Source organism: Paraburkholderia sediminicola (assembly GCF_046027825.1).
In the GTDB taxonomy this organism is placed as follows: domain Bacteria; phylum Pseudomonadota; class Gammaproteobacteria; order Burkholderiales; family Burkholderiaceae; genus Paraburkholderia; species Paraburkholderia sediminicola_D.
Window position 1 is genome coordinate 12,179 of record NZ_JAQQDU010000108.1, and the last position, 15,442, is coordinate 27,620.

The window sequence follows — 15,442 nt, forward strand, 5'->3', positions numbered from 1 at the left end:
CATGTCGCCGCGGATGGGGGCAATCTTAAGCGATTCCCGCGCGCCGGCGCAGTCAGCCGAACGTCATAGGACGCACGGCGCGCCTTGCCGTGCCGCTCGCGACCGGGCCAAACCCGGTCAAACCTGGCCGAATGGCCAACGGGGCAGGGGCGCTGCCGCGCACGGGCGCCGATCCCGTATAATCAGTCGTTTAAGAAACAAACAGTTGGCGCATCCCCATGATGCCGCCGGTAACAGCCAGGGAACTGGCAAACCCGTCCCCCGCACGCTATGAAAGCCGCCGAAATCCGCGAGAAATTCCTCAAGTTCTTCGAATCGAAGGGCCATACGATCGTTCGCTCGTCGAGCCTTGTGCCCGGCAACGACCCGACACTGCTCTTCACCAATTCGGGAATGGTGCAGTTCAAAGATGTGTTCCTCGGCGCGGAATCGCGTCCGTATTCGCGCGCCACGACCGCGCAGCGCAGCGTGCGCGCCGGCGGCAAGCACAACGATCTGGAAAACGTCGGCTATACCGCGCGTCACCACACGTTCTTCGAAATGCTGGGCAACTTCTCGTTCGGCGACTACTTCAAGCGCGACGCGATCCACTACGCGTGGGAGTTGCTGACGGGCGTGTACCAGCTGCCGAAAGACAAGCTGTGGGTCACCGTCTATCACGAAGACGACGAAGCGCACGACATCTGGGCGAAGGAAGTGGGCGTGCCGGTCGAGCGGATCATCCGCATCGGCGACAACAAGGGTGCCCGCTACGCGTCGGACAATTTCTGGCAGATGGCCGACGTCGGGCCATGCGGCCCGTGCTCGGAAATCTTCTACGACCACGGTCCGGATGTGTGGGGCGGCCCCCCGGGGTCTCCTGAAGAAGACGGCGACCGCTACATCGAGGTCTGGAATCTCGTGTTCATGCAGTTCAGTCGCGACGCGCAGGGCAACATGACGCCGCTGCCCAAGCAGTGCGTCGACACGGGCATGGGTCTCGAGCGTATCGCCGCGGTTCTGCAGCACGTGCACAGCAACTACGAGATCGACCTGTTCCAGGCGCTCATCAAGGCCGCGGGCCGCGAAACCGGCGTGACCGATCTGACGAACAACTCGCTGAAGGTGATCGCCGATCACATCCGCGCCTGCTCGTTCCTGATCGTCGACGGTGTGATTCCGGGCAACGAAGGCCGCGGCTACGTGCTGCGCCGTATCGTGCGCCGCGCGATCCGCCACGGCTACAAGCTGGGCAAGAAGGGTTCGTTCTTCCACCGCATGGTGCCGGACCTCGTCGCGCAAATGGGCGACGCCTATCCGGAATTGAAGGACGCGGAGCAACGCGTGACCGACGTGCTGCGTCAGGAAGAAGAGCGTTTCTTCGAGACCATCGAGCACGGCATGTCGATTCTCGAAAGCGCGCTGGCCGATCTGGAAGCGAAGGGTGGAAAGACGCTCGACGGCGAACTCGCGTTCAAGCTGCACGACACCTACGGCTTCCCGCTCGACTTGACGGCGGACGTGTGCCGCGAGCGCGAAGTGACGGTCGACGAGGCCGCCTTCGACGAAGCGATGGCGCGTCAGCGCGAACAGGCTCGCGCGGCGGGCAAGTTCAAGATGGCGCAGGGCCTCGAATACTCGGGCGCGAAGACCACGTTCCACGGTTACGAAGAAATCATCTTTGACGACGCGAAAGTGATCGCGCTGTATGTCGACGGCGCGTCGGTCAAGGAAGTGAATCACGGTCAGCAAGCTGTCGTCGTGCTCGATCACACGCCGTTCTACGCGGAGTCGGGTGGCCAGGTCGGCGACCAGGGCGTGCTGGCTAACGCGAGCGTGCGTTTTGCGGTCGCAGACACGCTGAAGGTGCAGGCCGATGTGGTCGGCCATCACGGCACGCTCGAGCAGGGCACGCTGAAAGTCGGCGACGTGGTGAAGGCGGAAATCGATGCGGTGCGTCGTGCCCGCACCGAGCGCAATCACTCGGCCACCCACCTGATGCACAAGGCGCTGCGCGAAGTGCTCGGCTCGCACGTGCAACAGAAGGGCTCGCTCGTCGACGCGGACAAGACGCGTTTCGACTTTGCGCACAACTCGCCGATGACCGACGAGCAGATCCGTCAGGTCGAAGCGATCGTGAACGCGGAAGTGCTGGCGAACGCGCCCGGCATTGTGCGCGTGATGCCGTTCGACGAAGCGGTGAAGGGCGGCGCGATGGCGCTGTTCGGCGAAAAGTACGGCGACGAAGTGCGCGTGCTCGACCTCGGTTTCTCGCGCGAATTGTGCGGCGGTACGCACGTGCATCGCACGGGCGACATCGGCTTCTTCAAGATCGTGATGGAAGGCGGCGTGGCTGCCGGCATTCGTCGCGTGGAAGCGATTACGGGCGATAACGCCGTGCGCTTCGTGCAGGATCTCGACGCGCGGATCAATGCGGCTGCGGCCGTGTTGAAGGCGCAACCGTCGGAACTGACGCAGCGGATCGTGCAGGTGCAGGATCAGGTGAAGTCGCTGGAGAAGGAACTGAGCGCGTTGAAGTCGAAGATGGCTTCGAGCCAGGGCGATGAGCTGGCTGGTCAGGCAATCGAAGTGGGCGGCGTGCATGTGCTGGCTGCCACGCTCGACGGCGCGGACGTGAAAACGCTGCGCGAGACGGTCGACAAGCTGAAGGACAAGCTGAAGAGCGCGGCGATCGTGCTGGCCTCGGTCGAAGGCGGCAAGGTGAGTCTGATTGCCGGTGTGACGGCGGACGCCAGCAAGAAGGTGAAGGCTGGTGAACTGGTCAACTTCGTTGCACAGCAAGTCGGCGGCAAGGGCGGCGGGCGGCCGGACATGGCGCAAGCCGGCGGTACCGAACCGGCGAATCTGCCTGCAGCGCTGGCAGGCGTGAAGGGTTGGGTCGAAGCCCAGCTTTGATTCGGGCTTGATTGGGCCATGCGGGGCGCTGGTGGTATTTGCGTCCCGCGTGGCCCAAGCTGTTTTTTGTCTTCGTGCGTCCTGGCGTGCATCAATCTGGCCGGGCGGCGGCGCAACGGATTGTTCTTTGCGATGTTTGCCTTCCCCTGCAACGGTTGTAGGTGACCAGAGCAGGATTCACGGCAAACAGGCCGATTGCGGTGGCGGTTAGCGTTCTCCGCCACGCAGGCAAAGCATCAAGCAAAAATTCAAGCAACGCCCACCGGTGCAGCGGCAGCCAACTCCGCCGCATCCTCTCCCGACACTAGCGTCTGCCGCAGTGCATTGAGCGCGGACGAAAAATGCCCTCGTCGCCAGACAAGAAGCGTCTCGATCATGCCAATTTCGGGAAGCTCATGAACCGTGATATTGCTCGCGTCGGTCTGCAGATCGAGCACGGATCGCGGTGCCACGGCCACCCCCGCGCCGGCGGCGACACACGCCACGATCGCATGATACGAGCCGAGTTCCAGCACGCGTGCCGGCCTCACACCATGCTCCAGATACCACTTCTCGATGTACGCCCGGTAAGCGCACCCGCGCTCGAACGCGATCAACGTCGATAAAGCAATATCCCGCACTTCGCGAATCGGCCGATGGCCTCGCGGCGACAGCATCACCAGCTCTTCGCGGAAAACCGGCACCGTCTCGAACAATTCGCCGAGCGCGGCAGGGTCCAGCGGCGTCGCCACCAACGCCGCATCCACTTCGAATTCGCGGACCCGCTCGATCAGCTTGCCGGTGGTGCCGGTTTCGAGTTCAAGAGCGACATCCGGCCACCGCTGGTGATAACGCGCGAGCAATCCGGGCAGACGCGTCGCCGCGACGCTTTCCATCGTGCCCAAACGCAAGCGACCACTCGGACGATCCTCGCGCACCGCATGACGCGCCTCGTCGGCAAGCGCGAGCAGACGCTCCGCGTAGGGCAGCAGCGTCTCGCCAGCCGGCGTCAAAACGAGGCGCCGGCCATCGCGGATGAACAGGTCGGTGCCCAGTTGCTCCTCGAGCTGCTTGATGCGCGTGGTGACGTTCGATTGCACGCGATTGAGCTTGGCGGCGGCGCGCGTCACGCCGTTTTCCCGCACGACAGCGCGAAAAATGGTCAAGGCGGCGAGATCCACGATTCTCTCCTGGCGATGGGTCGTATCCGAATTATTCATTTTTCGTGATCGAAAGGTCAAGCTAATATGCATTGAAGAAACCGGTGACTGCCGGCCCGATTCCATTTACCGTCTGCTCATGAACGATCTCGCTTCCAGCGCGCACGACACCCTTGCCGAACGTCATGCCGCCCGCCGCGCAGCGCTTGCCTGCATGGTCACCCTGGCCGTGGTGCTCGGTATCGGGCGTTTTGCGTTCACACCGCTCTTGCCGCTGATGCTGCATGGCAGCAGCGTCGGTCAGCCGCAGATCGATATCCAGCACGGCGGCTGGCTCGCGTCGTTCAACTACGCGGGCTATTTCGCCGGTGCGGTTACCTGCGCGGCGCTGCGGGTCGAACCGGCGCGCATGGTGCGCGCTGGGCTTGTGGCGACGGTCTTGCTGACGCTGGCGATGGGCGTAACAAGCCAATTCTGGGTGTGGGCCTTTGTGCGCTTCGTCGCCGGCGCGGTCAGCGCCTGGACCTTCGTGTTCGCCTCCCAGTGGGGCTTGCGGCGGCTCGCCGAACTCGGCGCGCACGGGTGGAGCGGGGTGATCTATACGGGCCCGGGTGTGGGCATCGTCGGGACGGGCTTGCTGGTCAGCGCGGCGGGCGGTTATGGCGCGACGGCCGGTTGGATCGGCTTCGGGCTTATCTCCGCAGTGCTTTCGATCGTTGTGTGGCCGGTGTTCGGGACCTGTATCGGTACCGATACCGCCTCAGGAGGCGCGGCGCACGCCACGAACGGGGCAACCACCGCTGGTCATGCGAGTCAACGCTCGGCGGCCCAGCATTCCGCTGGACAGCACAACGTTGGTCAGCACGCTGCAAATCAGAAGCCCGCCAGCCAACGCTCTCCCACACGCCATCCCTCACACCGCGCCGACGCCTTCTGGCTGGTCCTGCTCTACGGCGTGCCCGGATTCGGCTACATCATCACCGCGACGTTCCTGCCGGTGATTGCGCGCCACGCGTTGCCGGGCTCGTCCTGGCCCGATCTGTTCTGGCCGATGTTCGGCGCGGCCTTGATCGTCGGTGCGTTGCTCGCGGCACGCCTGCCGGTGCATTGGGACAACCGGACGCTGCTCGCCGGTTGCTACGTGCTGCAAGCCGCCGGTATTGCGCTCGGCATCGTCTGGCCGACGGCGGGCGGTTTCTCGCTCGGCAGCATACTGATCGGTCTGCCATTTACCGCTATCACCCTGTTCGCAATGCGCGAAGCGCGGCGTCTGCTTGGCGAGGAGGCGGCAGGCCTGATGGGCTATGCGACCGCGGCGTACGGTGTCGGCCAGATCGTCGGCCCGCTGGTGGCTGCGCCAATCGCCGAACACACCGGATCTTTTTCGCCTGCGTTGTGGCTGGCGGCTGGGGCACTGCTGCTAGGCGCGGTCGGCCTGATCGTCGTGGCGAGCATGCCGCGAGGCCGCGGCCGCATGCCTGATTGCGGCTGCAACTAACGGCCTTTCCGGGCGATCGGTGCATGCTGACGCGCAGTCGGGGCGCCTGGCGCTGGCTTGCCGTCTTGCGACGCAAACATGGGGCTGTCGAACCGTCGGCGGCGCAAATACCAAGCCGAAAAACAAATAACCCACCGGCGCACTAAAATGACCGCTTTCCCGTCATCTCAGCGCGCCTGTCGCCGGGCGCGCCGCCAACTATGCAACACTTCGCGTCCGACAACTACGCCGGCATCTGTCCCGAAGCGCTCGACGCGCTGATCGCCGCCAACAACAGCGGCCACGAACCCGCTTACGGCGACGACTCCTGGACCAACCAGGTCTGCGACCGCCTGCGGGATCTGTTCCAGACCGATTGCGAAGTGTTTTTCGTGTTCAACGGCACGGCCGCCAATTCGCTGGCGCTGGCGTCGTTGTGCCAGTCGTATCACTCGGTGATCTGCCATGAACTTGCGCATATCGAAACCGATGAATGCGGCGGGCCTGAATTCTTCTCCGGCGGCTCGAAGCTGCTGACCGCGCCGGGCATCGGCGGCAAGCTCACGCCGGATGCGATCGAAGCGGTCGTCACGCGCCGCGCCGACATTCACTACCCGAAGCCGAAGGTCGTCACGCTGACCCAGTCGACGGAAGTGGGCACGGTCTATACCGTCGAAGAAGTGCGCGCGATCGCGGCGATCGCCAAACGTCGTCATCTGAAAGTGCACATGGACGGCGCGCGGTTTGCGAACGCGGTCGCGGCGCTCGACGTGCATCCGTCCGAGATCACGTGGCGCGCTGGCGTCGACGTGTTGTGCTTCGGCGGGACCAAGAACGGTTTGCCGGTCGGTGAAGCGGTGGTGTTCTTCGACCGCTCGCTCGCCGACGATTTCGCTTATCGTTTGAAGCAGGCTGGCCAGCTCGCCTCGAAAATGCGTTTCATCTCCGCGCCGTGGCTCGGTCTGCTGGATAACGACGTCTGGCTGCGCAATGGACGCCACGCGAATGCGATGGCGGAATTGCTGCAAACGCGGTTGCAGGAAATTCCCGGCGTGAGCATCATGTTTCCGCGAGAATCGAACGCGGTCTTTGCGCAATTGCCCGCACAGGCCGCCAAGGCAATGCGTGCGCGCGGCTGGAAGTTCTACGAGTTCATTGGCGCGGGCGGTTGCCGGTTGATGTGCGCGTGGGACACGCAGCCGGAAACCGTCGAGCGTTTCGCTGCGGAAGTGCGCGAGTTGTGCGCGGCGTGAAACCGCTTCGACTGCACCGTAGGACCAGGGCTGGAACCACGAACTGAAACCGGAAGCTTCAAGCAGGCGTGCGCACAAGACCGCACGCCATAGGCTGAACCAGCCGCGGCACGACTTTCAACGCTGAACAAAGCCATACACAAAGCATAAGAGACGACCCACTCGCCATGACCGAATATCAATTTTGTCCGCGCTGCGCTACGCCTTTGATCGAGCGCGCCGATGCCGAACACGAAGGCGGCCGGATCCGCCAGACCTGTCCCGATACGGAATGCGGCTACGTCCACTGGAACAATCCGCTGCCGGTGGTGGCCGCAATCGTCGAGTACGAGGGCAAGATCCTGCTCGCGCGCAACGCCGCATGGCCCGAAGGCATGTTCGCGCTCATCACCGGTTTTCTGGAAAACGGTGAGACCCCGGAAGAGGGCATTGCCCGCGAAGTGCTCGAAGAAACCTCGTTGCACGCGGAGACGGTCGAGTTGATCGGGGTGTACGAATTCATCCGCAAAAACGAACTGATCATCGCGTATCACGTGAAGGCGCACGGGACGGTCGCGCTGTCGCCGGAATTGCTCGAATACCGGTTGGTCGAGCCAGCCAAACTGCGTCCATGGTGCGCGGGCACCGGTCAGGCGCTCGGCGAGTGGATGCGACGGCGCGGCCTGCCGTTCGAGTTTGTGGAGAAGCCCGGGCAATGATGCCGGCGGCTGCTGTGCGAGCCTGTGCGCAGCGATCGCGATCATGGGCAAAGCCACTGCGTATGCCGATCGAACCCTGCGAGCCGCTTGCCATAATGACAACATCGAACATCTACCAAGCCACGTCACGATGAACAAACCCGCCCCCGCCACGCGCAGCGCCTACCCGCATTTTCTGCCGATCACCACACGCTGGATGGATAACGACGTCTACGGCCACGTGAACAACGTCGTCTATTACAGCTACTTCGACACGGTGGTGAACGAGTATCTGATTCGGGCTGGCGTGCTCGACTTCGAGCACGGCGCGACGATCGGCCTCGTGGTCGAGACGCATTGCAATTACTTCGCGCCGCTGGTGTTTCCCGAGCGGGTAGAAGCGGGCTTGCGGGTGGTGCGGCTCGGCACCTCGAGCGTGCGCTACGAAGTGGGGCTTTTCAAGGAGGGCGAAGATCAACCCGCCGCCCAGGGCCATTTCGTGCACGTATATGTGGATCGCGTCACGCGCCGTCCGGTGACGTTGCCCGCCGACTTGCGCGCGGCCCTCGAACCACTGACCGTCGCCGTGCAGGCGGAATAGGCGCGTGCAGTCGTTCGTCATCAATCTGCTCAACGGTGTCAGTTACGGCCTGCTGCTGTTCATGCTGTCGGCGGGCCTGACGCTGATTTTCAGCATGCTCGGCGTGCTGAATTTCGCGCATGCGAGCTTCTATATGCTCGGCGCGTATGTTGGCTTTTCGGTGGCGGCGCATGCGGGTTTCTGGAGTGCGCTGGTGATAGCGCCGCTGATCGTCGGCTTGATCGGCGCGGCGCTGGAGCGATGGCTGCTGCGCCGTGTGCGCGTGCATGGGCATCTCCCCGAGTTGCTGCTGACTTTCGGCGCCGCGTACCTGCTTGGCGAACTGGTCAAGCTCGGCTGGGGCTTGAGTCCGCTGAGCACCACCGTTCCAGCCGTGCTCGACGGGCCGTTGTTCACCGTGTATGGTGCGGCGTTCGCACGCTATCGGGCCTTCATGATGGTGGTGTCGCTGGCGATGCTGGCGGCGCTCTACGCGGTACTGCGCGTGTCGAAGGCGGGGCTGATCGTCCGCGCCGCGCTCACCCATGCGAGCGCTGTCGAGGCGCTCGGCCACAACGTGCCGCGCGTGTTTACCGGCGTGTTCGCGGCGGGCACGGCGCTCGCGGCTCTCGCCGGCGTGATCGGCGCGCCGCTCTTCGTGATCGAACCGTCGATGGCGGAGTCGCTCGGCTCGATCGTGTTCGTCGTAGTGGTGATCGGTGGCTTGGGCTCGCTGAGCGGCGCGCTGGTGGCGTCGCTGATTGTCGGTTGCGTGCAGGCCTTTGCCGTGGCGAGCGATGTGTCGTTGGGCGACCTCACCGCGGTATTCGGAGGCGAGCTGCCCGCTGCATGGGACGCGCTGACGCTTGCGCAACTCGCGCCATTGATTCCCTATCTGTTGCTTGTCGCGATGCTGGCGCTGCGTCCACGTGGACTGTTCGGACGGCGTGACGACCATGCGTGAGCCGCACGACAAGTTCACTGTGGCTGAGGCCACGTCCCGCTCAAAGCTGCGCATGGTCGCGCCATGGCTGGCACTTGTCCTGTTTCTCGTCGTGCCGCCCTTCGTCTGGCCGCAAAGCTGGCTGCTCGCCTATCTTGCGCAAACCGCGACGATGATCGTGTTCGCGCTCTCGTACAACCTGCTGCTTGGTGAAACCGGCTTGCTGTCCTTCGGACATGCCGCTTATTCCGGCCTCGGCGCGCTCATCGCGGCGCAAGTGTTCAACCGCATTGGCGTGCCCTTGGTGCTGCTGCCGTTGGTCGGCGGCATCGGCGGTGCGCTGTGCGGCGTGCTGTTCGGTTTTGTATCGACGCGGCGCGCGGGGACGGCTTTCGCGATGATCACGCTTGGCATTGGCGAGCTCGTCGCGGCGGCGGCGTGGACGCTGCCCGACTGGTTCGGCGGCGAGGCCGGCGTGCCGATCGACCGTGCGAGCGGGCCCATGCTGGCAAGCTGGAGCTTCGGCCCGGCACGTGAGGCGTATGCGCTGATCGCGCTGTGGTGCGTGCTGGCGAGCGTGGCGATGTTCGCGTTGTCGCGCACACCGTTCATGCGGCTCGCCAACGCCGTGCGCGACAACCCCGCTCGCGCCGCGGCGATCGGCTGCTATCCCCGCCGCATCCGCTATGGCGTAGTGGTGATGTCGGCGTTTTTTGCGGGCATTGCAGGCACCCTGGGGCTGATCAATGTCGAGCTGGTGTCGACGGAAAGCGTCGGGATGATGCGCTCGGGGGCCGTGCTGATCGCGACAGTGATAGGCGGCACGGCGGCGTTTTTTGGACCGGTCGCGGGTGCGATCGTTCTGACGTTTTTCAGCGTCGCGGTGGCGAGCGTCACGCGGGCGTGGCTGTTCTATCTCGGGCTGTTCTTCATCGTGGTCGTGGTGGCGTCGCCGGGTGGACTGGCGGGTTTCGTGCAGCGGCACACGGCACGCGTCGCCGCTTACGGCTGGCGTGTGTGTAGCAAGACTTATCTATGGGGTGCGGCCGCAGCGGTGCTGTGGACACTGGCTGTCGTGCTCGCGGTGCAGTGGGCTTACGCCGTGCAATTCGGCGCGGACGATGGCGTGGCTTTCAACATCATCGGCGTGCCGCTGGCGACGGTCTCGCCGCATCTTTGGCTCGGCGTTGCGGTGTTCATGCTGGCCGCGCCAGGGGCGCTCGCAGCGCGCTACGCGGTTCGTGCGCAAGCACATCTCGCCATTCACGGTAGTGCCACGCAGATCACCGGAGACGCGCGATGATCCCGGCCCTCGCGCTCTATGGCATCGAAAAACGCTTCGGCGCCACGCAGATTCTGCGCGGCGTCGATCTGGCGATCGAGCCCGGTGAGCGCCATGCATTGATCGGGCCGAACGGCGCCGGCAAGTCGACGCTTTTCAATTTGATCGCAGGCGGCGCGCGTCCGAACGCCGGGCGCATCGATCTGTTCGGCGCGGAGATTACGCGTCTGGCGCCTGCCGCGATCACGCGCCGTGGCCTCGCGCGCAGCTTCCAGACCACCAGCGTGTTCGCTCGCCTCAGCGTGTTCGACAACCTGCGCTGCGCCGCCATGCTGGCCGAGCGCGACCGCACGCGCTGGTGGCAGCGTTTCAGTGGTTCACGCACGGTCGATGCTCGCGCCGAGCATGTGCTCGACGCCGTCGGGCTGAATGCGCGCAGGCATAGCCAGGCCGGCACACTCAGCTATGCCGAGCAGCGCGCGCTCGACCTTGGCCTCGCGCTCGCGGGCGGCGCGCACACCTTGTTGCTCGATGAGCCTACCGCCGGCATGAACCGCGCCGAAGCGGCGCGCGCCATCGAACTGATTCGCGCGACCACCGCGGGCCGCACGTTGCTGATGGTCGAGCATGACATGGACGCTGTGTTCGCAATCGCCGATCGCATTTCGGTGCTCGTGCAAGGCCGCATCATCGCAACTGGCACGCCGGCGGCGATTCGTGCAGATGCGGCCGTGCGCGCCGCTTATCTTGGCGACGGTTTCCGCACATGACCGTCTTGCTCGACATTCAACAACTGAACGCCTGGTACGGCGCAAGCCAGGCCTTGCACGGCGTCACGTTGCAGATCGAGTCCGGCGAAGTCGTCGCGCTAGCCGGACGCAACGGCTCGGGACGCTCGACGCTGGCGCGCGCGATCATGGGCCTCGTGCGCAGCGAGGGCGAGGTGCGTTTTGCCGGCCAGACGCTCGGCGGGCTGCGCACCTTTGAGATCGCCCGCCTGGGACTCGGTTACGTGCCTGAACATCGCGACGTCTTTCCGACGCTGAGCGTCCACGAGAATCTGCAACTCGGTGTGGCGCCGCGCGCGCGTGGCCGCACACCGCGCTTTGCCTTCGACGACGCCTACGAATTGTTCCCTGTCCTGCGCGAGAGAAAGCGCACGCGTGCCGGCGCGCTATCGGGCGGCGAACAGCAGATGCTGACGCTCGCCCGGGCTTTGCTCGGCGACCCCGATCTGCTGGTCATCGACGAACCCGGAGAGGGGTTGGCCAGCCAGGTGATGGGGCAGGTCGCGCAATGTCTGCGGATGCTGCGTGATCGTGGTGTGGCGATGCTGCTGATCGAACAGCGGCTCGTGATCGCGCAAGACATCGCCAGCCGGGTGGCGGTGATGGGGCATGGCGAGATTGTCTTCGATGACGCGCTTGCGCCGTTTGTGAAGCGAGCGGACGTGATGCAGGAATGGCTGGGGGTGGGTTAGCCGAGACGTAGCGTAGCTGGGCATAACCGCGAGTTCACTGGCGTCGCCGTGTGCGCTGGCGGAGTCAGCATCTCTAACTGAGGTACAGCCTGGATAGGCCCGCGGTTCCATGCAGCGCCCAGGTTCGGTGTCGCAAAAGCGCGGCTCGCGATTCTCGGCGAGGCGCAAGGCTTGTCGAAGATTGCGCCGCTGGAAGCCGAACAGCGGTATCCCTCGCAGGTATCTCGCTGCAGTTTTATTGCAGCGCCGCATTCGAATTTGCGGCCATTTTGCTGTCCCGACGTGTACGTCAGGCACTGCGTTATGCACGCACCCCCTCGCTCCGTGCCCAAATCGCGCCCAGGATGCCGTTTGAATCCGATTTGCGCGCAGGCCGCTCACGCCCAACACGTGGGGCTTTCCAATGACTTGTTGTAGCGATTCAAACGCTTGATCGTTTGGTGAGCGTCCTCCAGAAATCTTGTCGGCAGCGCGCTGACAAATCAAGACAATCAGGTCAAAGACGCGCAACGGCGGCACGGTGTTTAAAGCCGCCGTATGTGCGACGGACCATGCCGTACCGGACGCGCGAAAGACGTGCCGCGGCTTCAGGAGGAGACATCATGAAACAGACAGGCGCAGTGGGCGAAAATTCGACTGATGGCACGCAGACGGAGCCCTCGCAGCGACCGCTTCAAGGGATGCAGCGGGGTCAAGGGATGCGGCCGGGTCCGGGGATGCAGCGGGGTCGAGGGGGCCGGCCGGGTCAAGGGACGCAGCCGTATCAAGGAACGCAGCCGTTTCAAGGAACACAGCCGTTTCAAAGAACGCAGCCGCTTGAAAGGACGTCGCCGCTGGGTGAAACGTGGCGCGCGCGCGTAGGGGTGGGCGCCGCGCTGGTGACGGCCGTGCTGATGATGTCCGCATGCGCCGACGCGAGTTCGACAACGAGCGACGCGGCGCCTGTACCGTCGGCACCAACGGGCGCGGCAGCGAACGCCGTGAGCAACAACGACAGCCCGCTGACCGCAAAACCGCAGCCGGATGCTGGACTCGCTGCCCACACCACAAACGATGTCACGACCAGCGCCACAAACAGCGCTGCGACCGACAGCCCGAACAGCACCGCGATCGCAAGCGCCGATCAACCCGCTTCTGCATCGCGCCCTTCGCTCGAACTCGCCAAGGCCAAACAACTCGCCGCCGAACAGCGTGTCGCTGGACGCGTGCCTTCTGCAAGTGGCATGACCGAGAAGCGCAGCCGTCCGTTGACGCTGCGCGATTCCGGCATCGACGGTTCGTTGATGTTCGCGCGCGACGTCGACTTTCGCGTAACCGGCGACATCGGCTTCATGATTCACGATATGGCAGCGACGCTGACCCCGACGCACGCCGGTCAGCCGATTGTGTTCGACGATCCGACCAGCGTGACGATCAATGTCCATCGCGGCGATGTCACGCTCGACAGCGCCAAGCTCACCGCGATTTTCAATCGCTACCTGTTCCAGTACCAGGGATCGCCGTTGCGCAATATGCGTGTGGTGCCGCAGGACGGCGGCACTTTGCGCATCACGGGCGAGATGCATCGCGACACATGGGTGCCGATCGTGCTGACGGGATCGCTGTCGATGCGCAACGCCGACGACCTCGTGTTCCATGCCGACCATGTCGAAGTCGCCGGCATCGGCGCCGACAAGCTGATGCAGGCCGCGCACGTGAAGATGGCCGACCTGTTGAAAGTGGACACACCGATCGCGCGTCTCGACGGCGACGACGTCGTGATGCAGGTGGCCAAACTCACGCCGCCGCCCGCGTTGCGCATGACCATCACCCGGATCGACACCAGCGCCGCAGGCGTACGTTTCACGCTCGACGACCACACGGTGCAGAAAATCGACTGGCCCGCTACGATGCCACCGCGCGGCATGCTGGTGCTGGGCGGTGACGTGAAGTTCATGCGTTCGATGCCGATGAACATCGACATGGCGCTGACGCCGCTCGATTCGAACGCGCCGTTTGTGCTCGACCTGTATCACTACCGCGACCAGATGGCGGCCGGCTACTTTACTTTCGACGAGGCGGGCGCACTGGACGTGCACCTGCCGTCATATACGACGCTAGCCAGCGCCGCAAAAGACGCACCGATGCAGATGGGCAGCGCGAGCGCGCGCTTCAACGACAGCTTCATTCGCGCGCAACAGGAGTCGCTCGCGCAGGCGCGTCTTGTGTGGCAACACGTGCCGCAGACTTTGCGGACCGTGTCGGTTGCACGCACGACTCCGGTCGGGACGCGCGCGGCGTTTTCCGGTCAGAACATGGCGACGCCAGGGGCCGCGATTAGCGACGAGCGGCACTCGTCGGGCGCGGCACCGTTGATTCACGTCGAGAATGTGGACTTCTACGTATCGGGGCGAATTGGCTTTCATGTACGTTCGCTGGATGCGCAGATGGTGCCGAAGAAACCGGGTCAACCGGTCGATCTCGACGATCCCGACCAGTACGACATTCGCATTATTGGCGGCGAAGTGGTCGAGCCGTGGCCTGCGATGGCGGCGTTGTTCAACGATTACCTGCTCGACTATGAGCCGCGTTCGCTGAACGATTTGCAGTTGAAACCGGTGGACGGCAAGTTGGAAGTGACGGGAGGGATCAAGTTGTGGAATCACTTTCCTGGCGTGTGGCTGCCGACGACGATGAGCGGCACGATCGTGGCCAAGGATGAGCGTCATCTTGTCTATGAGCCGACTTCGGTGAAGGTGTTGGGGGTGCCGCAGGCGGGGTTGTTGCGGGCGCTGGATATTCCGTTGGCGTCGTTGACGCCATTTACGCGCAAGGGTGTCGCGTTGAAGGGGAACGCGTTGGTGTTCGATCAGTACACCGTGTTTCCGCCGCCGGTTTTGCAGGGGCGGCTGGCGAGTGCCACGGTGACGGATGAGGGGTTGGTGTTGAAGTTCAAGCGCGATAGTTCGGTTGCTGCTGCGAGGGCGCCTGCCGGCGCTGGGAAGAGCTTTGTGTGGATCGAATCCGGTGATGTGAAGATGTTTAATTCGTTGGTCACGAATGCCAGGACTTTTATTAGGGATAGTTCTAATCCTGGGGTGATGAAGTTTGATCTTTATGGATATCGGAGGGATGTGTCCCAAGGGACTGTGAGGATGGGGGAGGATGGGGCATTGGAGGTGGACTTGGCCGCTAGGAAATAGCGGTGGGGTTTGCCTTCGCGGCGCTTTGTTTTTGTGTGCCTGTGGTGTTGGCCTTTCCTTGAATTGTTAGTGGTTTATTAGCGTCGCCCCTGTGCGGGGCGGGCACTTACTTCTCTTTGCCGGCCGCAAAGAGAAGTAAGCAAGAGAAAGCGGCTCAAACCGCCAGTTCTTAAGCGGGTCCCCTGGCTTGGAGGGGATAGTGGTGCATCTGGAATCGGTGCCCTCGCACCTTCGGCGTGAGTGACAAAGGCGTCATACTTCCGGCGGCGCTGCGCGCGCCGACGCGGTCGTTCAACAAACCGGCCGCGGTGTTTACGCTAAGCGGTGATTCAGAAGGCTACCCGCTGCGTTCGATGCCCGTGGCACGTCTAAAGGCAGTTCGCCGTACCCGATGCCCGCGGCACTTCACCAAGCTACCAGCCGTACCCGATGCCTGCGGCGTTTCGCCAAGCTACCAGCCGTACTCGTTGCCCGGGGCACTTCAAAGAGCTGCTTGCCGTTTTCAACACCTAGTGTAGTGCGTCACAAATAATG

Annotated in this window: 11 protein-coding genes; 10 read left to right on the plus strand and 1 reads right to left on the minus strand. The window is 63.7% G+C overall.

Annotated elements, in window-relative coordinates; all coding sequences use genetic code 11:
- The first annotated feature begins 270 nt into the window (after positions 1–270).
- A complete protein-coding gene (alaS, locus tag PQQ96_RS35895) occupies positions 271–2,895 on the plus strand; it encodes an alanine--tRNA ligase (protein ID WP_408301284.1) in 2,625 nt (874 codons plus the stop codon).
- 248 nt (positions 2,896–3,143) lie between these two features.
- On the opposite strand, the gene PQQ96_RS35900 is transcribed toward alaS, so the two are convergent.
- Positions 3,144–4,055, minus strand: a complete 912-nt coding sequence (locus tag PQQ96_RS35900; RefSeq protein WP_408301286.1) for a LysR family transcriptional regulator — start codon at positions 4,053–4,055, stop codon at positions 3,144–3,146.
- 118 nt (positions 4,056–4,173) lie between these two features.
- Here PQQ96_RS35900 and PQQ96_RS35905 point away from each other — a divergent pair, with 118 nt between their 5' ends.
- From PQQ96_RS35905 to PQQ96_RS35945, 9 genes are all read left to right on the plus strand, one after another.
- On the plus strand, positions 4,174–5,532 hold the full coding sequence (locus PQQ96_RS35905; RefSeq protein WP_408301288.1) for a YbfB/YjiJ family MFS transporter: 1,359 nt from the start codon (positions 4,174–4,176) through the stop codon (positions 5,530–5,532).
- Positions 5,533–5,732: 200 nt separating this feature from the next.
- On the plus strand, positions 5,733–6,764 hold the full coding sequence (locus PQQ96_RS35910; protein ID WP_408301290.1) for a threonine aldolase family protein: 1,032 nt from the start codon (positions 5,733–5,735) through the stop codon (positions 6,762–6,764).
- 167 nt (positions 6,765–6,931) lie between these two features.
- Positions 6,932–7,462, plus strand: a complete 531-nt coding sequence (locus PQQ96_RS35915; protein WP_408301293.1) for an NUDIX domain-containing protein — start codon at positions 6,932–6,934, stop codon at positions 7,460–7,462.
- Between the two features lie 130 nt (positions 7,463–7,592).
- Complete coding sequence (locus PQQ96_RS35920) at positions 7,593–8,042, plus strand: acyl-CoA thioesterase (RefSeq protein ID WP_074282719.1); 450 nt, start codon at positions 7,593–7,595, stop codon at positions 8,040–8,042.
- Between the two features lie 4 nt (positions 8,043–8,046).
- Positions 8,047–8,985 (plus strand): branched-chain amino acid ABC transporter permease, encoded by a 939-nt coding sequence (locus PQQ96_RS35925; RefSeq protein ID WP_408301295.1) that lies wholly within the window; start codon positions 8,047–8,049, stop codon positions 8,983–8,985.
- A 52-nt stretch (positions 8,986–9,037) separates the two neighbouring features.
- The gene (locus PQQ96_RS35930) at positions 9,038–10,267 is read left to right on the plus strand and encodes a branched-chain amino acid ABC transporter permease (RefSeq protein WP_408301301.1); all 1,230 of its coding nucleotides are present in this window, start codon (positions 9,038–9,040) and stop codon (positions 10,265–10,267) included.
- On the plus strand, positions 10,264–11,016 hold the full coding sequence (locus PQQ96_RS35935) for an ABC transporter ATP-binding protein (protein WP_408301297.1): 753 nt from the start codon (positions 10,264–10,266) through the stop codon (positions 11,014–11,016). Before PQQ96_RS35930 ends, PQQ96_RS35935 begins: the two co-directional genes overlap by 4 nt.
- Positions 11,013–11,726, plus strand: a complete 714-nt coding sequence (locus PQQ96_RS35940) for an ABC transporter ATP-binding protein (protein WP_408301299.1) — start codon at positions 11,013–11,015, stop codon at positions 11,724–11,726. Before PQQ96_RS35935 ends, PQQ96_RS35940 begins: the two co-directional genes overlap by 4 nt.
- An 893-nt stretch (positions 11,727–12,619) precedes the next feature.
- The gene (locus PQQ96_RS35945) at positions 12,620–14,908 is read left to right on the plus strand and encodes a RodZ family helix-turn-helix domain-containing protein (RefSeq protein ID WP_408301303.1); all 2,289 of its coding nucleotides are present in this window, start codon (positions 12,620–12,622) and stop codon (positions 14,906–14,908) included.
- Positions 14,909–15,442 lie beyond the last annotated feature (534 nt).

What these genes read in the sequence shown, in the direction of transcription:
- alaS (WP_408301284.1), top strand. Translation starts at nt 271, where the DNA reads ATGAAAGCCGCCGAAATCCGCGAGAAATTCCTCAAGTTCTTCGAATCG.
- PQQ96_RS35905 (WP_408301288.1), top strand. Translation starts at nt 4,174, where the DNA reads ATGAACGATCTCGCTTCCAGCGCGCACGACACCCTTGCCGAACGTCAT.
- PQQ96_RS35910 (WP_408301290.1), top strand. Translation starts at nt 5,733, where the DNA reads ATGCAACACTTCGCGTCCGACAACTACGCCGGCATCTGTCCCGAAGCG.
- PQQ96_RS35915 (WP_408301293.1), top strand. Translation starts at nt 6,932, where the DNA reads ATGACCGAATATCAATTTTGTCCGCGCTGCGCTACGCCTTTGATCGAG.
- PQQ96_RS35920 (WP_074282719.1), top strand. Translation starts at nt 7,593, where the DNA reads ATGAACAAACCCGCCCCCGCCACGCGCAGCGCCTACCCGCATTTTCTG.
- PQQ96_RS35930 (WP_408301301.1), top strand. Translation starts at nt 9,038, where the DNA reads ATGGTCGCGCCATGGCTGGCACTTGTCCTGTTTCTCGTCGTGCCGCCC.
- PQQ96_RS35935 (WP_408301297.1), top strand. Translation starts at nt 10,264, where the DNA reads ATGATCCCGGCCCTCGCGCTCTATGGCATCGAAAAACGCTTCGGCGCC.
- PQQ96_RS35940 (WP_408301299.1), top strand. Translation starts at nt 11,013, where the DNA reads ATGACCGTCTTGCTCGACATTCAACAACTGAACGCCTGGTACGGCGCA.
- PQQ96_RS35945 (WP_408301303.1), top strand. Translation starts at nt 12,620, where the DNA reads ATGATGTCCGCATGCGCCGACGCGAGTTCGACAACGAGCGACGCGGCG.